Here is a 20963-nt window from a genome sequence, read left to right as displayed (position 1 = left end):
CATGGTTTTTAATACAGGTGCAGCTCTTCTGGATGCAATTGTGCTGGCGGTAGTATCGCGGGAAGATGAAGGAACGTACGGATATAAGATTACACAGGATGTAAGAAAAGCAATCGATGTATCAGAATCTACATTGTATCCGGTGCTTCGAAGACTGCAGAAAGGGGAATATCTGGAAGTCTATGACAGGCAGTTTGACGGAAGAAACCGACGTTATTATAAAGTAACAGAAAGCGGAAGAATCCAGCTTGCCATGTATCAGAAAGAATGGAAAGAATATTCCGGGAAGATCAGCGAATTGTTTGAGGGAGGTAGACTAGAATGAACAGAATAGAATTTATGGAGACGCTGTCCAGACTGCTTCTGGATATTCCGGAAGAGGATCGGATCGATGCATTGAAGTATTATAATGATTACTTCGATGACGCAGGAAGTGAGAATGAGCAGAATGTCATTGAAGAACTGGAGAGTCCGGAAAAAGTGGCGATGAAGATCAAAGCGGACCGGGAAGACACAGGAACTACGGAAGAATATGACACAGATACTGGAAAAGGGCAGGCAGAAAGAACTTCAGATTCCGAATACAAGGCTCAGACGGATACGGAAAATACATATCAGTATTATCAGGAGGACAGATCCGGAGATGAAAAAGATAATAAAATATACCAGGATAATGGAAGCTATGAGTATGGAGAGCGTCAGGAGAATAAGCCGTGGACGAATAAATGGTTAAAATGGACTATGATCGTGGCAATCGTTGTGATCGGATGTCCAATTGTGATACCACTTGCAGCCGGACTTCTGGCGTTGATCGCAGGAATTGTGATTGCGGCGTTCTGTGTGTTTGTGGCGATTGTACTTGCGTTTGCAGCAGTGGTGATGGCTGGTGTTGTACTTTTCGCAGCGGGGATAGGATGCATGATCGCAAATCCCGGCGTAGGGCTTGCAGTTCTTGGAGCCGGACTGATGGCAGTTGCAATCGGAGTGATCGGAACAGTAGTCGGTGTAAGGCTGTGCATTATCGTATTTCCGGGGATAGTCAGAGGAATTGTATATATATTAAGAAAACCATTTCACAGAAAGGTGGTGGCATAAAAGATGAAGAAGCGATGGAAAATATTCTGGATCGTGTGCGGCTCGATGTTTCTGGCCGGAATCATATGTTGTTCGGTTTCGTGGGGAATGGGAACGACCCTGACAGATATCGCGCGTCAATTTCCACATGGGATCAGCTGGATATCGGAAGATGAAGACTGGGATGATGCAGATGAAGAAGATGAAGAAGATATAGAGGATGATCAGGACGAAGAAGATGATCAAAATGAACGGAAGCAGGAAGAAACAGCAGCATCACAGGAGAAAGAGACGATGAAAGATGCAACGGGAATTATAGAAGGAAACGGAAAGGCTGCATATCAGAATATCCGGGAGATAAAGAGTACAGTAGGTGCAGGAAGGATTCATCTGAAAACACAGCCGGATACAGATGAGATTACGGTAGAAAGTAAAGACACACATAAAAAACTTGGCTTCCGTGCATACGCAAAGGATGGAATTCTATATCTGACATCGAATAAAAAAATTACAAAGACCAGGAATGTAGGAAAAGGAACAATTACCGTGACACTTCCTGCAGATATAGAGCTGGAAGAAGTAGAACTGAACCTGAAGGCGGGAGAATTAAAAGCAGAACAGATTCTTGCCAAAGATCTGGAGGTAAATGCCGGAGCAGGTGAAGTAAATATTCTGGAATTTTCAGCTGATAAAGCAGAATTCAAATGTGGAGCCGGTTCCGTAACCGCAGCAGGCGATGCGAAGAAAAAGATCGATGCAGACTGCGGTGTAGGAGAGATCAATTTAAAGCTAAAAGGAAACCAGAACGATTATAATTATGATCTGGACTGCGGTATCGGAGAGATTCAGTGTGGCGATTACAGTTTCTCAGGTTTCGGCAGAGAGAACAGTATTGACAATGGTGCAGACAAGAAAATGGATATCGACTGTGGTATCGGATCTATCAATGTGACATTTATGGAACAGATGTAAATCGCCATGCGTTCGAAAGGAGCTGCCGGTGGCAGATCCTGCAGATGCACACGGATCCGGAAATCGGGAAATATAAACAGCGTATGTATCGTAGATTATATCAAGAATATGGAGGATAGAATTATGGAAGGAAAAAGATTATACCGGTCAAGAAAAGACAGAATGATATGCGGAGTATGCGGTGGAATTGCAAAATATTTCAATATAGATCCGACGCTTGTAAGACTGGCATTTGTGCTGATCTCAATGGGAGCAGGATCAGGAATACTGGCTTATATCGTTGCGGCAATCATCATACCGGATGACCCGGAAGAGTATTAGGATATTTTTATTCAGGGATGAAAAAATACTGTGATGTATGAAATAGCAGGAAAGGTGGCATACTGATAAAAAACGAAAGGAATCAATCAATATGCCATCAAAAAAGAAAATACCTGTCCGTCTGGAAGATCTTACACCTGATGAAAAAGTCAAATACGAGATTGCGGAAGAATTAGGACTTCTCGACCGGGTAATGAAAGATGGGTGGAAATCCCTCACTTCCAAGGAAACCGGAAGAATCGGAGGCCTGATCACGAAAAAGAAACGACAGAATGACAAAAATGACAAAAATATTACGAATGTTAATTAGTATGAATATTATGTAATAAAGGTTGAAAAGAAAATATCCATTTGCTATAATCGAACAACTGGTAAAAGAGTTAGCAGGTGAGGATATGAACGAGAAGATTAATGTTTTAGGTGTAAATATAGACAGTTTTACAGCGAAAGAAGCCATGAAGGAAACAATTGCATTTCTGGAATCTGAACCTGTGAGTGTGATAGATGTTGTATCGGTAGATGCGCTGATGCAGATGAACGATCTCCCGGAACTGAAAGAAAAGATGAATGAATTTGATATGATATTGCCGGGGGAAAAGCTGATCCTTGAAGCAGCGGAAGAACCGGAACTGCCGGAAGAGATTAATATGGAATTGTATCTGAAGATGTTTATGCGCTATCTGCATAAGAACCATAAAAGACTCTATCTGCTGGTAGAGTCAGAAGAAGAAGGGCAGGAGGCATTCCGGTATCTGCAGAAGGCATATAGTGGGATTCAGTTAGTTGGGTTGGCGAAGGTATCTGCAGAAGGCAGAGCGGATGATATGCTGGTGAATGCGATCAACGGAAGTGAAGTGGATTGTGTCCTTTCGGCATTATCGGTTCCATTACAGGAAGATTTTATTGCAAAAAACAGAAATCTTCTGGATGTAAGAGTCTGGATCGGAGTTGGAAAGAAGATATTCTCGCCACGTAAGCCGGGATTCGGTCAGGGGAAAATTGCAAAGTATCTCTTGAATCACATTTTCAGACGTGAAATGGAAAAAAATAAGCTGAAAATGAAATCCTAAGAAAAATATAAGAAAGTTATTTCGTCACTATGTCTATGCAATAAATATGTACAAAATGTAAAAAAACTGAGGAAATCACCAAAAAAGTGTGATTTCCTCTTTATTTTTTTGGTTATATATATTAAGATAAGATTTGACGATATGTATTTTGTAGATTATTGTAGTGAATTTGTTGTGTAAAATGCATATTGAAAAGAGTGGAGGAGATGGAATATGATATCTAATCAAATACTTCAAAACACAATTGAAGGATTGAAAGGGATTACACGAATTGACTTTTGCGTGATGGACACAGACGGTAAATCTCTTGCAAGCACATTCTCAGAACAGGAGAACTACGTAGAGGAGGTACTTTCCTTTGTTGAATCCCCGGCAGACAGTCAGGTCGTGCAGGGATATCAGTTTTTTAAGATTTTTGATGAACATCAGCTGGAATACATACTTCTTGCCAATGGGGGAAGTGATGATGTTTACATGGTAGGCAAGATCGCGGCCTTTCAGATTCAGAATCTTCTTATCGCATATAAAGAAAGATTTGATAAGGACAATTTTGTTAAAAACCTGTTGCTGGATAATCTGCTGCTGGTAGATATTTACAACCGTGCTAAGAAATTACATATTGACACAGAAGTAAGACGTGTTATCTTTATTATTGAAACAAAGCATGAAAAAGATACGAATGCGCTCGACAACGTGAGAACACTTCTTGGTAACCGTACCAGGGATTTTGTGACAGCTGTTGATGAGAAGAATATTATCGTGGTAAAGGAACTGGAACCGAATGATGGCCATGCGGAACTGGAGAAGATTGCGGAGAATATGTATACGCTCCTGAAAGAAGATGGAGAAGAAGATATTCTGATAGCATACGGAACAGTTGTCGGTGATATCAAAGAAGTTTCAAAATCATATAAAGAAGCCAAATTAGCTCTTGATGTCGGTAAGATATTCTTCAGTGAACGCAGCGTTATTGCATACAGTGCTTTGGGAATTGGACGTCTGATCTATCAGCTGCCGATTCCACTTTGTAAGATGTTCATACGTGAGATTTTTGAGGGAAAATCGCCGGATGATTTTGATGAGGAGACATTGATAACGATCAATAAATTCTTTGAGAATAATCTGAACGTATCAGAAACATCCAGACAATTATATATACACCGTAATACACTGGTATACAGACTGGATAAACTGCAGAAGAGTACCGGTCTGGATCTGCGTGTGTTTGAAGACGCCATTACATTTAAAATCGCACTTATGGTAGTGAAGTATATGAAGTATATGGAGTCGCTGGAGTATTAATAATCAGGAGGAACTTATGATTGAACTAAGAGAAGTAACGAAAGAGTACTCAAAAGGGGTTGCAGCCCTGAATGGAATCAATCTGAAGATTGAACAGGGTGAATTTGTGTTTATCGTGGGAGACAGCGGATCTGGTAAGTCTACGTTGATTAAACTTATCATGAAAGAGCTGGAGCCTACATCTGGAACAATTATCGTAAATGGTAATAACTTAAGCCGTATGAAACATCGGAGAGTGCCGATGTACAGAAGAAATATCGGTGTTGTATTCCAGGATTTCCGTCTGTTAAAGGATCGCAATATCTATGAAAATATTGCGTTTGCACAGAGAGTAACAGAGACATCTACAAGAATTATCAAGAAAAAAGTACCGGCGGCATTGTCACTGGTAGGGCTTGCCCAAAAATACAAGGCATTTCCAAAGGAATTATCCGGTGGTGAGCAACAGAGAGTTGCAATCGCAAGAGCAATCGTGAATGAACCTGCAATTCTGCTTGCAGATGAGCCTACCGGTAACCTGGATCCGACAAATTCATGGGAGATTATGAAGCTGTTGGAAGAAGCAAACGACAGAGGAACTACAGTTCTGGTCGTTACGCATAACCAGGAAATCGTGAACGAAATGCAGAAGCGGGTTGTTACAATGAAAAAAGGTGTCATTGTAAGCGACGAGAAAAAAGGTGGGTACAAGCATGAGAATTAGTACAATAGGATATTCGATGAAACAAGGAGTTAAGAACATCCGCAGAAATAAGATGTTTTCCATTGCTTCGATTGCAACGATGGCGGCATGCATCTTCCTGTTTGGACTGTTCTATTCCATTGTAGTGAACTTTAATTATATCGTGGAAAAAGCAGAAGAAGGTGTGGCGATCACCGTATTTTTCAACGAAGATACAACGCAGGAACAGAAAGACTCGATTGGTGCCCAGCTTAAGAAAGAGGACGGCGTACTGAAAGTGAATTATGTAAGTGCAGACGCGGCATGGAACAAGTTCAAAGATCAGTATTTTGGAGAGTCCAGTGATCTGGCGGAAGGATTTAAGAGTGATAACCCGCTTGCAAATTCTGACAACTATGAAGTATATCTCTCGGACGTATCAAAGCAGAAGGGTGTTGTATCTTTTGCAAAATCACTGGAGGGAGTACGTAAAGTTAATAAATCGGATGTGGTAGCAAAGACGCTGACAAGTGTGAATAAGCTGGTGGGATATGTGTCTGTAGCAATTATTGCAATTCTGCTCGCAGTATCTGTATTCCTGATCAGTAATACAGTTACTATGGGTATTACAGTAAGACGTGAAGAGATTGCGATCATGAAGTATATCGGTGCAAAAGACGGATTCGTCCGTGCTCCGTTTGTAATCGAAGGTCTGATCATCGGAGCTGTAGGAGCGGTCATTCCGCTGGTACTTTTGTACTTTATGTATGATAAAGCAATTACATATATTATGACAAAATTCAGCCTGCTGAATAACATTGTAGACTTCCTTCCAGTAGCAAATGTTTACAGAACATTGCTTCCAATCGGAATCGCATTAGGTGTGGGAATTGGTTTTGTTGGAAGTTTCTTTACAATCCGCAAGCATTTGAAAGTATAATGCTTCTGATCCGGAAAGGAACGACATATGATAAATAGAAAGAAGAGGATAAGTCTTCTGCTGACAATGGCACTTACATGTGGAATGTTCATGCCGGCGTATGCAACTGAGATAGATGATACAAAGAAAAAAGCAGAAGAGCTGGAGAATAAGAAAAAAACTGCCGAGAGTGAGAAGACATCTCTTGCCAATCAACTGAGTAATCTGGTAAATGAGATGGAAAAGACAAAGAAAAAAATCTCGGATAAGGAAAGTGAAATCTCGAATAAAGAAGACGAGCTGATTCTTGCAAAAGCAAAAGAAAATGACCAGTATGAAAGCATGAAAAAGAGAATCCGTTTTATGTATGAGAACGGAAATACCGGATTTATTGAAATCTTATGCTCTTCTAAATCAATCGGAGAATTTCTGAATAATGCAGAATATATCAGTACGATATCTGGTTATGACAGAAATATGCTGGTGGAGTTTCAGAAGGTTGTAACAGATGTGGAGAATCAGGAAGCAGAGCTTCAGAAAGAATACAAACAACTGCAGACAATGCAGGATGATCTGATCGCAAAACAGGATAATGTCAATCAGCTGCTGACGAGCAAACAAAGCGAGATACAGAAGCTGGACAGTGAACTTGGCGATACAAAGAATAAGCTGGCTCAGTTAGAAGCAGCGGCAGCCGCAGCTGAGAAAAAACAAAAAGAGGCAGCTGAAGCAGCGGCAGCAGCGAAAAAAGCGCAGGCAGCAGCGGCATCTAAGAATACAGGTTCATCTTCAAGTTCTGCCGGTTCGCCGGTTGTATCAGGGAATGGAACATTTACCCATCCTTGTCCGGCCGGGTATATCTCAAGTACATTTGGCTATAGAACACAGCCGATTGCAGGAGCAAGTACGAATCATAAAGGAATTGATTTTGCAGCTGCAACAGGAACACCAATCTATGCAGCGGCAGCGGGAACTGTGATTTCAGCAGGATATGCAGGGAATGCAGGAAATCTGCTGGTAATCAATCATGGTAACGGTCTGCTGACATATTATATGCATTGCAGTAAGATTTATGTAAGTGCAGGGCAGAAAGTCAGCAAAGGACAGAATGTTGCGGCAGTAGGAACAACCGGTAATTCAACCGGACCGCATCTTCATTTTCAGGTAATGTTGAATGGAACACCGGTCAATCCGGCAAACTATCTGTAATAAAAGACAGATCATAGTAAGAGGCAGATAAATGAAAAACAGAAAAAGTTTTTTGAAAGGGGCGCTTTGTGGCGCCCTTGCTATGTTATTGGCAGCGGGACTTGTGTCCTGCGGATTAAAAGTAAATAGTGGAAGCAGTGATATCACATCAAAAACAGAGGATAAGATATCGGAATTACAGAACCTGGTCAAGAAGCATTATATGGGGGACGTAAAAGAGAAGAATCTGGAAGATGGAATCTATAAAGGTTATATCAATGGTCTGAATGATCCATACTCGGTATATTACAACAAGAAAGAGACGAAAGAATTATATGAATCGACCGGTGGGGAATATTCCGGAATCGGTGCTGTGATGTCTCAGAACACGGAGACAGGAGTGATTACTCTGGTTCAGATATATAAGGATTCTCCGGCTGAAAAAGCTGGACTTAAGGACAATGATATCCTATATAAGGTAGAAGGAAAAGAAGTAACAGGAAAAGATCTTTCGAAAGTTGTAAGTAAAATAAAAGGCGAAAAAGGAACAACAGTAGAACTTACCGTATTAAGAGGAGAAAATGCGAAGGAGGTAACTGTGACTGCTACAAGAGACACTGTGCAGGCACAGACGATAGAGTATAAGCTGATGGATGACAAGATCGGTTATATCAGAGTGTCTGAATTCGATACGGTAACCTATGATCAGTACGAAGAAGCACTGGATGATCTTGAGAAGCAGGGAATGACAGGATTAGTGGTGGATCTGCGTAATAATCCGGGAGGTTCACTTAGTACGGTATGTGATATGCTGGATCTGATGCTGCCAAAGGGACTGATCGTCTATACAGAAGACAAAGATGGCAAAAAGACAGAGATGAAATCTGATGAAGAGCATCAGTTTACCAAGCCGCTGGCAGTTTTGGTAAATGGTAACAGTGCCAGCGCATCAGAAATCTACTCCGGTGCAATCCAGGATTATGGAATCGGTAAGATTGTAGGAACCCAGACATATGGAAAGGGTGTTGTACAGCAGATTTTTGATCTGGATGACGGAACAGCTGTAAAACTTACGATTGCAGAGTATTTTACTCCAAAGGGAAGAAGCATTAATGGAAAAGGAATTACACCGGATGTAAAAATCAAGTACCAGAGCGATGAAGAAAATCCGGATGCAGATAACCAGCTTGAAAAAGCAGTAGAGACAGTAAAGGCACAGATGAAGTAATGGTGTGCCGGCAATGACATGGCAGAAGAAGAGTTTGGAAGGGAATGCAGTTAGGCATTCCCTTTTAGTATGCCTTATGGTAAAATATAAATAATGTAAAATTAAGATGATACATGTAAAATAGGAGGAAAAGACATTGATTAATCAGTTAGTAGCCAACATAAAGAAGACAGGAGCACCGATCGTAGTAGGTCTGGATCCAATGTTAAACTACATTCCAGAACAGGTTCAGCAGAAAGCGTTTGCAGAGTATGGTGAGACACTGGAAGGTGCCGCTGAAGCAATCTGGCAGTTCAATAAAGAAATCGTAGATAAGACGTATGATCTGATCCCTGCAGTAAAACCACAGATCGCGATGTATGAACAATTCGGTCTTCCGGGACTTGCGGCATTTAAGAAGACGGTAGATTACTGTAAGGAAAAAGGACTGGTTGTCATCGGGGATATAAAAAGAGGAGATATTGGCTCTACATCTGCAGCTTATGCGGTTGGTCATATTGGAAAAGTGAAAGTAGGAAGCAAGATATATGCACCATTTGACGAAGACTTTGTAACAGTCAATCCATACCTTGGTTCAGACGGAGTCAATCCATTCCTGGATGTATGCAAAGAAGAAAAGAAGGGAATCTTTGTCCTTGTTAAGACTTCCAATCCATCCAGCGGAGAATTCCAGGATCAGAAGATCGATGGGCGTCCGTTGTATGAACTGGTCGGAGAGAAAGTGGCTGCATGGGGATCAGAAGTCATGGGTGATGAGTACAGTTATGTAGGAGCAGTAGTTGGAGCAACTTATCCGGAGATGGGAAAAGTACTTAGAAAAGTAATGCCGAAGGCATATATCCTGGTTCCTGGCTACGGTGCACAGGGGGGAAAAGGAAAAGATCTGGTACACTTCTTTAATGAGGATGGACTTGGAGCAATCGTGAACTCTTCAAGAGGAATCATTGCGGCATACAAGCAGGAGCAGTATGCAAAGTTTGGAGCTGAGAACTTTGGTGATGCATCCAGAGCAGCAGTTGAGACTATGGTAGCAGATATCAAAGGAGCACTTGAGAACAGATAAGGTCTGATCTGAAAAAAAAGACAGATAAAAACGTATGACAGAGTAATCTTAACAGGAGATAAAGGAAGATGGAGAAAAAGAAAGAACAGGCGAAAGTTCTGTCACAGGAGATGCTGGCAGACGGGATCTACAGTCTGTGGATTGAGACAGAAGCAGCACGGACTGCCAGACCGGGACAGTTTGTATCTGTATACACGGCAGATGCAAGCAAATTACTTCCGCGTCCGATCAGTATCTGTGAAATTGATAAAGAGGGAAAAAAATTAAGACTGGTATACCGTGTAACCGGAGAAAAGACCGGAACAAAACAGTTCTCGGAATTAAAGTCAGGAGATACTGTGCCGGTGATCGGACCTCTGGGAAATGGATTTCCATATGAGAAAGCAGAAGGAAAGAAAGTATTCCTGATGGGTGGAGGAATCGGTGTTCCGCCAATCCTGGAACTTGCCAAACAGATGCAGTGCGAAGAAAAGCAGATTGTTGTCGGCTACAGAGATGCACATACATTCCTGAAAGACGAATTTGAACAGAACGGGACCTTATATATTTCCACAGAAGACGGAAGTGTAGGAACAAAAGGGAATGTCATGGATGCTATCCGTGAGCAGAATCTGGATGCAGATATGATATTTGCATGCGGACCGACACCAATGCTGCGGGCGATCAAGACTTATGCAGAAGAGAAGGGGATCGAATGCTATATTTCTCTGGAAGAGAGAATGGCATGCGGAATTGGAGCCTGTCTGGCATGTGTCTGCAAGACAAAGGAAAAAGATGCACACAGCAACGTGAATAACAAGAGAATCTGTAAAGACGGACCAGTATTCTTGTCTACGGAGGTGGATTTATAATGGATATGAAAGTAAATATTGCCGGCGTAGAGTGGAAGAATCCGGTTACAGTGGCTTCCGGTACATTTGGTTCGGGAGAAGAATTCGGTGAGTTTGTCGATCTGAACCGTCTCGGAGCGGTGACGACCAAGGGAGTCGCAAATGTCCCGTGGCCGGGCAATCCGACACCACGTGTAGCAGAGGTATACGGCGGGATGATGAATGCGATCGGACTTCAGAATCCGGGAATTGACCTGTTCTGTAAAAGAGATATTCCGTTTCTGAAGAAATATGATACAAAGATCATTGTGAATGTCTGCGGACATGCGCCGGAAGAGTATCTTGCGGTTGTTGAGCGGCTGGCGGATGAACCGATTGATATGATGGAGATCAATATCTCGTGCCCGAATGTCAATGCGGGATTTCTTGCATTTGGACAGGACGCAAAGCATGTAGAAGAACTGACGGCTCAGATCAAAAAGATCGCAAAACAGCCGATCATCATGAAACTGACACCAAATGTTACGGATATTACAGAGATCGCAAAGGCAGCAGAAGCCGGTGGTGCGGATGCATTGTCTCTGATCAATACCCTGACGGGAATGAAGATTGATATCAACCGCAGAACATTTGCGGTAGCTAATAAGACCGGCGGCGTATCGGGACCGGTTGTACATCCAATCGCAGTCCGTATGGTATACCAGACGGCGCAGGCGGTCAATATTCCGATTATCGGAATGGGAGGAATTGCTACACCGGAAGATGCAATCGAGATGATTCTTGCAGGAGCATCCGCAGTATCTGTGGGAACCGCGAATTTCTATAATCCAAATGCAACAATAGAGATCATTGACGGAATCGAAGCATATATGAAGAAAAATGGATTTGAATCCGTGAAAGATATGGTTGGTATTGTAAAATAATGATAAAGAGACACTGCTATCGGCAATGTCTCTTTTTTCTTGGAAATATGTAAGGAAAATATAAGAAAAATCGTGAATGGTAAAAATACGGGTGCCTGTATAGCAAATGCTATAATAAAAACATGACTGGCAGTCAGTTTTTTGAGTAGATTTTCAGAAATGTTTTTGTTATACTGATATGTATATGACGATACCAAAGGAGGATGTGTGGATGAAGAAATCATTTCAGATTTTCAAAAGAGATCTCGGTCGGTTATTCCGTAACCGTGCGGCGGTACTGATCCTGGTTGGAATCAGTGTACTGCCGTCTCTTTATGCATGGTTTAATATCGCTGCCAATATGGACCCGTACGGGAATACCAAAGGAATTCAGGTAGCGATTGCCAATGAGGATAAAGGTGCCGACAGTGAGCAGATGTCACTGGACGCAGGACAAAATATTGTAGACAATCTGAAGAAAAATGACCAGCTTGGCTGGAAGTTTGTAGATGCAAAAGAAGCAAAAAAGGGAGTAAGATCTGGAAAATATTATGCGGCGATCGTGATACCGGATAATTTCAGCGAATCACTTCTGAGCATTTTATCGGGAGATATCAAACAGCCGGAGCTGGATTATTATATTAATGAAAAGAAAAATGCGATCGCCCCGAAGATCACAGATACAGGTGCAGGCACGATCCAGCAGGAGATCAATGACACCTTTTCTTCGGTGGCGGCAGAATCCATTTCAAAGCTGCTGAGTGAAAAAGCCGGAGATATCGCAGGAAGAGTGACGGAGGGAAATTCGAGTCTGATCCGTGCGGTTGCCGAGACAAGGAAGAATCTGGAAGAATATAACAAAGTGCTGGAAAATTTTCAGAAAACGGTGGATAAGTCAGATGAAGTGATCCAGAATGCGGTAAAAACACTGGATCAGGTCAATGCATCGGCAAAATCAGGAGTGCAGACACTTTCAGATAGCGGAACGGTACTTTCAGACACAAGAACAGCAGTAGGAATATTTTCGACACAGTTCTCGGATAATATGTCGAACGGCGAGACGCTTCTGAATAATACCTATGTGTCTGCATCGGCAAAACTGGGCATATTCGAGACGAAGGCAGGACAGGCTCTGACGACAGTAGACGGAAGCCTGACAACAGCATCCACTCTCCTTGCCAGGAATCAGGAATTGCTGAGTCAGTTAAAAGCGCTGAATGAACAGATTCAGGGAAATACAGAATTATCACAGCAGTTTTCGGCATTGATCGCACAAAAGATTTCCGAACTGGAGAGCCAGAATGCGTCCCTTCAGGGGCTGGTGTCTTCATTGAAGAATGGCAATAAAGGAATTCAGAATGCAGTGACAACAGCGCAGAGTACACGGACATCTCTGGAAAAGCTTGTAAAAGACAGCAAGAAAAGTCTGCAGGATTACCGCAGTAATTTTGCGCAGACATTAATGCCGCAATTGAACCAGTCACTGGACAGTCTGGCTTCATTAAGCGGAAGCCTGGCCTCAACACTGGATGGTGTAGAACCAACGGTTGAACAGATGAAGAGTATCCTGAATCAGCTCAACAGCAGCTTGAAAGACAGTGCCTCGGCACTGGGACAGACAAAAGAGGTGCTGAAGCGGGTAGATGAATCGCTGGCTTCGGTTCAGGACGATCTGGGAGCACTGCAAAGTTCACAGATGTATCAGAAACTGACCTCTCTGGAGGGGATTGATGCGGATTCCATTGCCGGTTTTATGTCTTCGCCGGTAAGTGTTCAGTCGAAAGTATTGTATGATGTGGAAAATTATGGATCCGGTATGACACCGTTTTATACCAATCTGGCATTGTGGGTAGGCGGACTGATCCTGGTATCCATTCTGAAACAGGAAGTGGATAGAGACGGGAAGATTCACAGATTTACGGCATCACAGGCTTATTTTGGCAGATGGATGTTATTTATGGCGGTAGGCCTGGTACAGGGTCTGATCGTGTGTCTGGGCGATATTGTGCTTCTGAAAGTACAATGCGTACACCCGGTCGCATTCGTATGTGTAGGCATCTTCTGTTCCTTTATCTATGTAAATCTGATCTATGCACTGGCACTTACGTTCAAGCATATCGGAAAAGCACTGGGAGTTGTACTGGTTATTTTACAGATCCCGGGATCGGCAGGAACATATCCGATCGAGATGACACCTGCATTTTTCCAGAAACTTCATCCGCTGCTTCCTTTCACATATGGAATCAGTGCAATGCGTGAATGCATTGCCGGTATGTATGGAGCGAATATCTGGAAATATCTGGGAATACTGGCAATCTTCTTCCCGATATCGATTTTCATCGGTCTGGGACTTCGTCCGCTGCTTATGAATCTGAATCATTTGTTCGATAAGCGGCTGTCAGAGACAGAACTGATGCTGGGAGAGACGGAAACAGCAGAGCGGAAACGGCCGGAACTGACCATGATGATGAAGACGTTAATGGAAGATGATGAGTGGAAACAGGAATTCCTGGAAAGATCAGAAAAATTCGAGAAGCGTTATCCGAAGATGATCCGCTTTGGATTCCTTGGAATGATCATTATCCCGCTCATTTTCCTGATACTGATGTTCAGCTTGGAATCCAAACTGGTATTTCTGGTGTTATGGATCGTATCGCTGATCGCGCTTGCACTGTATCTGATCTGTGTAGAATATATACACGATAAGATGTTAAAACAGCTTGCTGCCACAGGAATGACAACAGAAGATCTGATACGGGGAATAAAGGAGGAAAAAGGCGTATGAAAAATATATGGGAGATTTTCCGGAGAGATATAAAACGGATTAAAAATAATGTGATCGCTATGATCGTCATTATGGGAATCACCGTTGTTCCCTGCCTTTATGCCTGGTTTAATATTGCAGCAAGCTGGGATCCATATAAAAATACAGGAAACTTAAAAGTTGCGGTGGCAAGCGTGGATAAGGGGTATGAAGGCAGCCTGATTCCGCTCGAACTAAATATGGGAGATCAGGTACTGACATCACTTCGCAGTAATTCGCAGCTTGACTGGGTATTTACCAGCAAGAAAAAAGCAGTATCCGGAGTAAAATCCGGAAAATACTATGCGGCGATCGTGATACCGGAAAACTTCAGTACAGATATGATGAGTCTGTTCTCTGAAAATATCAGTAAACCAAGTATCACATACTATTCGAATGCAAAAGAAAATGCGATCGCACCGAAGGTTACAGATAAAGGAGCAAGCGCGATCCAGAGACAGGTCAATGAAGTATTTATTGAAACGATCAGTGATACGGTTATTACTTCTTTCAAAGCAGTTACCAATGTGGCAGATCAGAATGGAGTAGAATCCATTGCAGGGAATCTGGCAAATAATCTGGACCAGATCGGTTCGGACCTGAATGTGGCATCTGCGACATTAAGTTCCTTTGCGGGAATGACGACATCTGCACAGCAGCTTCTGGATACGACAGGCACATTTCTGAAAGAGACACAGAACCGTTCGGATAAGACAACAGATGCCTTGAAGACAACGAAGAAATCATTCAATGGGATTGAAGGAACGATCAACGGTGCAACGGATGGCGTAAATGAGGCACTGAATTCCGGAAAGGAATTTTATTCACAGATGTCCGGGATCATTGATTCCGCATTTGCATCCAATTCACAGAGTGCGGCAGATGTAGCGGCGACATTGAACACTCTGGCATCCAGCGTGGAAAAGGTAACAGCCGCCTATCAGTCACTGCAGAATTCGGTAGATGATATGGCAGATAAAGTGAGCGGACTTGGCAATACGAAACTGAATGCATTGCTCGGCAACATTTCAGGGAAGCTCGGTGAGACAATCGCAACACAGACAGAGCTTAAGAATCAGTTACAGAGCACGGCATCCTCTCTGACAGATGCATCCGGCACAGCAATCCAGAATAAGGCAGAGCTGGACAAACTGGTAAAAGAAAGTGCGGACAGTCTTGCAAATGTGAAATCCGACTATGAAAAGAATGTAAAAAATAGTTTGGATAAGCTTTCCAAATCCATGGGAGATACCAGCAGCAGTCTGGGCAGTCTGATGGATCAGCTGGATGCAAGTGTGGACGGAGTCTATGATCTGTCATCTTCGGCTTCCGCAGATCTGACACAGATCAATAAGGCACTGGATCATTCCTGCAAGCTGTTGGATAAAGCATCCGGAAAGATCAGCGAGACAACAGGAAAGATCAGTCAGATGCAGTCGGGCGGAGACTTTTCTCAATTGGAAGAACTGATCTCCGGGGATTCCAGTGTGATCGGAGAGTTCCTGGCAGCACCGGTAAGCCTGAAGACGAATCAGGTCTATAAGATTGAAAATTATGGTTCTTCGATGGCACCGTTCTATTCCACCTTGTCGATCTGGATCGGCGGAATCGTACTGGTTGCCATGTTAAAGACAGGTGTTTCGACAAAATGTACTGAAGGTCTGAAGAAAGTAAAACCACATCAGGAATACCTGGGCCGTTATCTCATCTTCCTGATCGTTGGTCTGCTGCAGAGCACTCTGATCTGTCTGGGAGATCTGTTATATCTGGGCATCCAGTGTAAGCATCCGTTCTTGTTTATGCTGGCAGGATGGTTCTCGAGCATCGTATATGTGAATATCATTTATACACTGACGGTGTCATTCGGAGATATCGGAAAAGCAGTCAGTGTTGTACTTCTGGTCATGCAGGTGGCAGGTTCCGGAGGAACATTCCCGATTGAAGTGGCACCGGCGTTTTTTAAAGCAGTATATCCGTTACTGCCATTTGTTCATAGTATGGCGGCATTCAGGGAGACGATTGGCGGAATGTATGGTATGACATACTGGACGGAACTTGGGAAGCTGGGAATCTTCCTGCTTTTGTCATTGATTCTAGGACTGCTTCTGCGCAAACCGGTAATCCGGATGAACGAGGCATTTGCAGAAAAGCTGGAAGAGACAAAGATTATGTAATGATTACGTGTATATACTGTTCTTTTTTTCTGACGTGAATTGAAAAACTGATTTTCTTATGATAGAATTAAATGGAATTATTATGCAATAAATAAGACGCACAGAGTCTGAAATATATGGAGGGAATCAAAATGGAAAGTTATAAACAGGAGTTTATTGAATTTATGGTAGAGAGCGATGTGCTCAAGTTTGGAGAATTTACATTAAAGAGCGGAAGAAAATCACCGTTCTTTATGAATGCCGGAGCTTATGTAACAGGATCACAGCTGAAAAAATTAGGTCAGTATTATGCGAAGGCAATCCATGATACCTATGGAGATGATTTCGACGTGTTGTTCGGACCTGCATACAAGGGAATCCCGCTTGGAGTGGTCACGGCAATTGCTTACAGTGATCTTTACGGAAAAGAAGTACGCTATTGTTCTGACCGTAAAGAAGAAAAAGATCATGGTGCCGATAAAGGAAGCTTTCTCGGAAGTAAGTTAAAAGACGGAGACCGTGTGATCATGATCGAAGATGTGACAACATCAGGAAAGTCTATGGAAGAGACCGTACCAAAAGTAAAAGGTGCCGCAGATGTAACAATCGTAGGTTTGATGGTATCCCTGAACCGTATGGAAGTAGGAAAAGGCGGCGAGAAATGTGCATTGGATGAGATCAAAGATCTGTATGGATTCGATACAGCTGCAATCGTAACAATGGAAGAAGTTGTAGAGTGCCTGTATAACAAAGAATGTGACGGGAAAGTTGTGATCGATGATACATTAAAAGAAGCAATCGATGCATATTATGAACAGTACGGAGCAAAATAGAAAACGGGGGATCAGGATATGAATGAAAAAGCATATAAAGCAATGGGGCTAGCCGGTGCAGCAGGGATTGCGGTAGGAATTGTAGTCACGGTAATAGGAATCGCCGCAGGTGTGATCTCCATTATAAGCGGTGCCCGTTTACTGAAAGAAAAGAAAGGAATCTTATTCTAATACCGAAGAGACACAGGAGGTTGTAGGACGTTGGATTCAGGAAAAAGAAAACGAATCCGGATACTGGGAAAGATATTATTTATATTATATGTAATATTTATTGTATATTTCCTGCTGTTCTCTGATTGGTATGGACGTACAGGTGAGATGAGGGAATACCATTATAATCTGGTACTGTTTAAAGAAATCAAAAGATTCTGGCAGTATCGTGAGCAGGTGGGATTCTTTGCAATGTTCACTAATTTATTTGGAAATGTGATTATATTTATTCCGTTTGGATTTTTCCTCCCGATGGGAAGCAGGCAGAGAAGTTTTATTGCAACGGCATATTACAGCTTTGTACTGAGCCTGTGCGTGGAAGTCTTCCAGCTTATTACAAAGGTGGGGAGCTTTGATGTAGATGACCTGTTACTGAATACCATCGGTGGAATTTGCGGATATCTATTATTTGCAATATGTGCGGCAATAAGGAGAAGACATGCTGGGAAAAAAACTAAGAACAGAAGATGATAGAATTAAAGCGGTAGCGAAAGCCCGTAAAAAAAAGCGGAAAAAAATGATTAAAACGAAATATGGACAGAAAGCAGTCAGACACTCCAAAAGGGGTGTCTATTCCTGTACTTATGCAGTGGTGATTGCATTTCTGGTGATCGTGATGATTCTTTTTTCATTTTTAAATAAAGGAAATGTCAATATATTGATCGGATTTTTCGGACTGGGAACCTGTGCGATGGCAGTGATTGGAATCTGGCTTGGCATGAAAGGATTCAGAGAACGCGAAAAGATTTATACAACATGCAAGGTGGGAATCACGGTAAATGCGGTATTTCTCGCCGTTATGGTTGGATTATTCGTCAGGGGGCTTATGTAGAATGATAGAAGAAAGATATGAACTGGCACTTGACCGTATCCGTCTGATGCAGACAGAAGATACGGTGAAAGAGCCTTACAGAGATTATTTTAAGAAGATGGCAGAGTTCGTGCTTATGCTGGACGAACTGAGAGATGAACTTCTGGACGGAAGGTATCAGAAATTTACGCTGGAAGAATTAAGAACATGGAACAGACGGCTGTATCAGGATGTTTTGCCGGAGCAGTATGAAGAAAGTTATGCGAATCCGGATTATGCGTGTAAGATGTTTGGAAAAGAATCAGGACAGATTCTTGGGATGTTATATGCGGAACTTCGTGGGGCAGTCGTTTATGTTTTTGAGGGAAAGACGGAATATCTGGCAATTTTGTATGAATTATTGATTGAAATATATAACCAGTTCGAGGATACACCGGATGCAAAAACAGCCCGTGATATTTTTTACTGGTATGCAAGTGATTATTGTGATGTATTCCTTGCGGATCGTATCAGAGAACAGATCCTGCCGGAAGAATCCTTCGCAACAGATCTGATCATGAACAGTGATCTTAAAGATCTCAGATATCTGTATCAGTTTGGAGAGTATATCAGCGAAAACGAATGGAAGACAGCGGAGCATCTGAACCGTCTCCCGGAAGAGACTATCCAGAAGATGGCAGATGTCTATTCGGAAGGATACCGCATCGGATTCGTAAATACCGGAAAAGATCTTTCGAAGAAATCGGTAGTGAATATCCGTTATATTCTTGGATTTGAACGTGTAGTAAAGAAAGCGATAGAGAACTTTGAAAAAATGGGATTAAAACCGGTCATCTATCGTGCAGCGGTCAGTGTGTTGACAAAGAGACAACATTACAAGATCGGATACTGCGGAGCAGTGGCAAATAAGCAGTATGAATACGATCATAAAGATGATCAGGCAATCTTCATGGATAAGAAGTACCTGGAGCGCAAACTGGAAGTGATGCAGACAACATATGAACATTATAAGAAAGAGGCAGCCGGGTTTGCAGGACCGGCATGCATTGACATGTTTGGTGAAGAACCATTCGAACCGGTGGCAAAAGAGACTGTGGCAAAGCTTTCGGAGAGTCAGGAAGAGATGATCCTGCAGTATGACAGCCGTCAGAGCCAGATGGTGAACAGGTATATCAAAGGAGAAGAGCGCAGCTTTACGATCATTGCCTATCCGGTGCCGGAGATCGGAGAGAAGTATGAAGAGATTTTCGATGAGATTATCCGTATAAACACACTGGATGCAAAAGTATATGAAAAAGTACAGCAGACACTGATTGATGCATTGGATCAGGGAGAATACGTGCATATTCTCGGGACGAATGGGAATCGTACAGATCTGAATGTGCAGTTACATCCGTTGAATGACCCGGCAAAAGAAACAATCTTTGAGAACTGTGTGGCAGATGTGAATATTCCGGTCGGGGAAGTCTTTACTTCTCCTGTTCTGGAAGGAACGAACGGAGTCTTACATGTCAGCAAAGTGTATCTGAATGAACTGCAGTATCGTGATCTGGAGATCACATTCTCAAATGGCATGGTATCAGAGTATAACTGTGCGAACTTTGATCGCGATCTGGAAAATAAAGCGTATATTCACGATAATGTATTATACAAACATCCGACGCTGCCGCTTGGTGAATTTGCGATCGGAACGAATACAACTGCATATATAACTGCCAGGAAGTATGGAATCGAGGATAAGATGCCGATCCTGATCGCAGAGAAGATGGGACCGCATTTTGCGGTGGGAGATACATGTTACAGCTGGTGCGAGGATATCAAAGTCTATAATCCGAACGGAAAAGAGATTATTGCAAGAGACAATTCGGTATCGATCCGCAGAAAAGAAGATGTATCAAAAGCATATTTCCACTGCCATACAGATATTACCATTCCATATGAAGAACTTGGAAGTATTACGGTTGTTACAAAGGATAAAAAAGAGATTGTGTTACTGGAAAATGGAAAATTTGTACTTCCCGGTACAGAGATTTTAAATGAACCATTGAAAAATTCTAATAAATAGGGTATGATTTATTTGTCAAACTTATAAGAAAGGATGAAAATTATGCCAAAAGTAGGAATTATCATGGGCAGTGACTCAGATCTTAAAGTTATGAGTAAGGCTGCAGTAATGCTGGAAGAGTTAGGAATCGAGTATGAGATGACGATCATCTCAGCACATCGTGAACCAGATGAACTGATTGAATGGACCAGAGGAGCAGAAAGCCGCGGAATAAAGGTTATGATCGCCGGTGCAGGAATGGCAGCAGCCCTTCCGGGAATGTGTGCAGCATTATTTGCCCTTCCGGTTATTGGTGTACCTCTTTCAGGAAAGAATCTGGATGGAATGGATGCAGTGTTTTCAATCATGCAGATGCCGCCGGGAGTTCCGGTTGCAACCGTTGCGATCGATGGCGCAAAGAATGCAGCAATTCTTGCAGCAAAGATTCTTGCGGCTTCAGATGAAGAACTTCTGAAGAAACTGAAAGCTTATACAGAAGAACAGAAAGAGGCAGTCAAAGCCAAAGCAGCAAAGCTTGATTCTATCGGATATGAGGCATATCTGGCATCAAAATAATAG

At 42.5% G+C, this 20963-nt stretch carries 22 protein-coding genes; all 22 read left to right on the top strand.

What is annotated here, in order from left to right:
- Position 1: 1 nt before the first annotated feature.
- The 22 genes from NKF87_RS09770 to purE all read left to right on the top strand — a co-directional run bounded on the left by NKF87_RS09770 (position 2) and on the right by purE (position 20960).
- A complete protein-coding gene (locus tag NKF87_RS09770; protein WP_055284649.1) occupies positions 2-325 on the top strand; it encodes a PadR family transcriptional regulator in 324 nt (107 codons plus the stop codon).
- Positions 322-1095, top strand: a complete 774-nt coding sequence (locus tag NKF87_RS09765; RefSeq protein ID WP_055284651.1) for a DUF1700 domain-containing protein — start codon at positions 322-324, stop codon at positions 1093-1095. The genes NKF87_RS09770 and NKF87_RS09765 overlap by 4 nt, the downstream gene beginning before the upstream one ends.
- A 3-nt stretch (positions 1096-1098) precedes the next feature.
- The gene (locus NKF87_RS09760) at positions 1099-2046 is read left to right on the top strand and encodes a DUF4097 family beta strand repeat-containing protein (RefSeq protein WP_117598426.1); all 948 of its coding nucleotides are present in this window, start codon (positions 1099-1101) and stop codon (positions 2044-2046) included.
- A 123-nt stretch (positions 2047-2169) separates the two neighbouring features.
- A complete protein-coding gene (locus tag NKF87_RS09755) occupies positions 2170-2367 on the top strand; it encodes a PspC domain-containing protein (RefSeq protein ID WP_055284694.1) in 198 nt (65 codons plus the stop codon).
- A 91-nt stretch (positions 2368-2458) separates the two neighbouring features.
- Positions 2459-2677: a small, acid-soluble spore protein, alpha/beta type gene (locus NKF87_RS09750; RefSeq protein ID WP_117598427.1), complete on the top strand. Its 219-nt coding sequence runs from the start codon at positions 2459-2461 to the stop codon at positions 2675-2677.
- 85 nt (positions 2678-2762) lie between these two features.
- Positions 2763-3437, top strand: a complete 675-nt coding sequence (locus NKF87_RS09745; RefSeq protein WP_055284658.1) for a WecB/TagA/CpsF family glycosyltransferase — start codon at positions 2763-2765, stop codon at positions 3435-3437.
- Between the two features lie 213 nt (positions 3438-3650).
- Positions 3651-4739 carry a PucR family transcriptional regulator gene (locus tag NKF87_RS09740; RefSeq protein ID WP_055284660.1) on the top strand — a complete coding sequence of 363 codons (1089 nt, stop codon included), beginning with the start codon at positions 3651-3653 and terminating at the stop codon, positions 4737-4739.
- Between the two features lie 16 nt (positions 4740-4755).
- Positions 4756-5442, top strand: a complete 687-nt coding sequence (gene ftsE / locus NKF87_RS09735) for a cell division ATP-binding protein FtsE (RefSeq protein ID WP_028086906.1) — start codon at positions 4756-4758, stop codon at positions 5440-5442.
- On the top strand, positions 5432-6340 hold the full coding sequence (ftsX, locus tag NKF87_RS09730) for a permease-like cell division protein FtsX (protein ID WP_117598428.1): 909 nt from the start codon (positions 5432-5434) through the stop codon (positions 6338-6340). Before ftsE ends, ftsX begins: the two co-directional genes overlap by 11 nt.
- A 27-nt stretch (positions 6341-6367) precedes the next feature.
- Positions 6368-7528, top strand: a complete 1161-nt coding sequence (locus NKF87_RS09725) for a murein hydrolase activator EnvC family protein (RefSeq protein ID WP_117598429.1) — start codon at positions 6368-6370, stop codon at positions 7526-7528.
- A gap of 31 nt (positions 7529-7559) precedes the next feature.
- Entirely contained in the window at positions 7560-8735 is a 1176-nt protein-coding gene (locus tag NKF87_RS09720) for a S41 family peptidase (RefSeq protein WP_117598430.1), read from the top strand.
- Between the two features lie 136 nt (positions 8736-8871).
- The gene (pyrF, locus tag NKF87_RS09715) at positions 8872-9798 is read left to right on the top strand and encodes an orotidine-5'-phosphate decarboxylase (protein WP_117598431.1); all 927 of its coding nucleotides are present in this window, start codon (positions 8872-8874) and stop codon (positions 9796-9798) included.
- Between the two features lie 68 nt (positions 9799-9866).
- Positions 9867-10649: a dihydroorotate dehydrogenase electron transfer subunit gene (locus tag NKF87_RS09710; RefSeq protein ID WP_117598432.1), complete on the top strand. Its 783-nt coding sequence runs from the start codon at positions 9867-9869 to the stop codon at positions 10647-10649.
- Positions 10649-11551: a dihydroorotate dehydrogenase gene (locus tag NKF87_RS09705; protein ID WP_028086912.1), complete on the top strand. Its 903-nt coding sequence runs from the start codon at positions 10649-10651 to the stop codon at positions 11549-11551. Before NKF87_RS09710 ends, NKF87_RS09705 begins: the two co-directional genes overlap by 1 nt.
- Positions 11552-11762: 211 nt before the next feature.
- Entirely contained in the window at positions 11763-14315 is a 2553-nt protein-coding gene (locus NKF87_RS09700) for a YhgE/Pip domain-containing protein (RefSeq protein ID WP_117598433.1), read from the top strand.
- Positions 14312-16507, top strand: a complete 2196-nt coding sequence (locus tag NKF87_RS09695) for a YhgE/Pip domain-containing protein (RefSeq protein ID WP_117598434.1) — start codon at positions 14312-14314, stop codon at positions 16505-16507. The genes NKF87_RS09700 and NKF87_RS09695 overlap by 4 nt, the downstream gene beginning before the upstream one ends.
- Positions 16508-16638: 131 nt before the next feature.
- Positions 16639-17319 (top strand): orotate phosphoribosyltransferase, encoded by a 681-nt coding sequence (gene pyrE, locus NKF87_RS09690; RefSeq protein WP_028086915.1) that lies wholly within the window; start codon positions 16639-16641, stop codon positions 17317-17319.
- 18 nt (positions 17320-17337) lie between these two features.
- Complete coding sequence (locus NKF87_RS09685) at positions 17338-17490, top strand: hypothetical protein (RefSeq protein ID WP_028086916.1); 153 nt, start codon at positions 17338-17340, stop codon at positions 17488-17490.
- A 30-nt stretch (positions 17491-17520) separates the two neighbouring features.
- Positions 17521-18000, top strand: a complete 480-nt coding sequence (locus NKF87_RS09680; protein WP_117598435.1) for a VanZ family protein — start codon at positions 17521-17523, stop codon at positions 17998-18000.
- Positions 17969-18361 carry a DUF6142 family protein gene (locus NKF87_RS09675; RefSeq protein WP_055284675.1) on the top strand — a complete coding sequence of 131 codons (393 nt, stop codon included), beginning with the start codon at positions 17969-17971 and terminating at the stop codon, positions 18359-18361. The genes NKF87_RS09680 and NKF87_RS09675 overlap by 32 nt, the downstream gene beginning before the upstream one ends.
- A 1-nt stretch (position 18362) precedes the next feature.
- Positions 18363-20405: an aminopeptidase gene (locus NKF87_RS09670; RefSeq protein ID WP_117598436.1), complete on the top strand. Its 2043-nt coding sequence runs from the start codon at positions 18363-18365 to the stop codon at positions 20403-20405.
- A 42-nt stretch (positions 20406-20447) separates the two neighbouring features.
- Positions 20448-20960 carry a 5-(carboxyamino)imidazole ribonucleotide mutase gene (purE, locus tag NKF87_RS09665; RefSeq protein ID WP_028086920.1) on the top strand — a complete coding sequence of 171 codons (513 nt, stop codon included), beginning with the start codon at positions 20448-20450 and terminating at the stop codon, positions 20958-20960.
- Positions 20961-20963: the final 3 nt, after the last annotated feature.

Origin of the sequence: Dorea longicatena, assembly GCF_024168045.1 — a bacterium.
Taxonomy (GTDB): domain Bacteria; phylum Bacillota; class Clostridia; order Lachnospirales; family Lachnospiraceae; genus Dorea_A.
Note: the sequence above shows the minus strand (reverse complement) of the source record. Positions and strands in the feature narration are given on the sequence as shown.

Coding starts and splice junctions, on each gene's coding strand:
- NKF87_RS09685 (WP_028086916.1), top strand. CDS start 17,338: ATGAATGAAAAAGCATATAAAGCAATGGGGCTAGCCGGTGCAGCAGGG.
- NKF87_RS09705 (WP_028086912.1), top strand. CDS start 10,649: ATGGATATGAAAGTAAATATTGCCGGCGTAGAGTGGAAGAATCCGGTT.
- NKF87_RS09670 (WP_117598436.1), top strand. CDS start 18,363: ATGATAGAAGAAAGATATGAACTGGCACTTGACCGTATCCGTCTGATG.
- NKF87_RS09720 (WP_117598430.1), top strand. CDS start 7,560: ATGAAAAACAGAAAAAGTTTTTTGAAAGGGGCGCTTTGTGGCGCCCTT.
- NKF87_RS09700 (WP_117598433.1), top strand. CDS start 11,763: ATGAAGAAATCATTTCAGATTTTCAAAAGAGATCTCGGTCGGTTATTC.
- NKF87_RS09725 (WP_117598429.1), top strand. CDS start 6,368: ATGATAAATAGAAAGAAGAGGATAAGTCTTCTGCTGACAATGGCACTT.
- NKF87_RS09745 (WP_055284658.1), top strand. CDS start 2,763: ATGAACGAGAAGATTAATGTTTTAGGTGTAAATATAGACAGTTTTACA.
- NKF87_RS09740 (WP_055284660.1), top strand. CDS start 3,651: ATGATATCTAATCAAATACTTCAAAACACAATTGAAGGATTGAAAGGG.
- NKF87_RS09765 (WP_055284651.1), top strand. CDS start 322: ATGAACAGAATAGAATTTATGGAGACGCTGTCCAGACTGCTTCTGGAT.
- ftsE (WP_028086906.1), top strand. CDS start 4,756: ATGATTGAACTAAGAGAAGTAACGAAAGAGTACTCAAAAGGGGTTGCA.
- NKF87_RS09695 (WP_117598434.1), top strand. CDS start 14,312: ATGAAAAATATATGGGAGATTTTCCGGAGAGATATAAAACGGATTAAA.
- NKF87_RS09755 (WP_055284694.1), top strand. CDS start 2,170: ATGGAAGGAAAAAGATTATACCGGTCAAGAAAAGACAGAATGATATGC.
- ftsX (WP_117598428.1), top strand. CDS start 5,432: ATGAGAATTAGTACAATAGGATATTCGATGAAACAAGGAGTTAAGAAC.
- NKF87_RS09750 (WP_117598427.1), top strand. CDS start 2,459: ATGCCATCAAAAAAGAAAATACCTGTCCGTCTGGAAGATCTTACACCT.
- NKF87_RS09760 (WP_117598426.1), top strand. CDS start 1,099: ATGAAGAAGCGATGGAAAATATTCTGGATCGTGTGCGGCTCGATGTTT.
- NKF87_RS09710 (WP_117598432.1), top strand. CDS start 9,867: ATGGAGAAAAAGAAAGAACAGGCGAAAGTTCTGTCACAGGAGATGCTG.
- purE (WP_028086920.1), top strand. CDS start 20,448: ATGCCAAAAGTAGGAATTATCATGGGCAGTGACTCAGATCTTAAAGTT.
- pyrE (WP_028086915.1), top strand. CDS start 16,639: ATGGAAAGTTATAAACAGGAGTTTATTGAATTTATGGTAGAGAGCGAT.
- NKF87_RS09675 (WP_055284675.1), top strand. CDS start 17,969: ATGCTGGGAAAAAAACTAAGAACAGAAGATGATAGAATTAAAGCGGTA.
- NKF87_RS09770 (WP_055284649.1), top strand. CDS start 2: ATGGTTTTTAATACAGGTGCAGCTCTTCTGGATGCAATTGTGCTGGCG.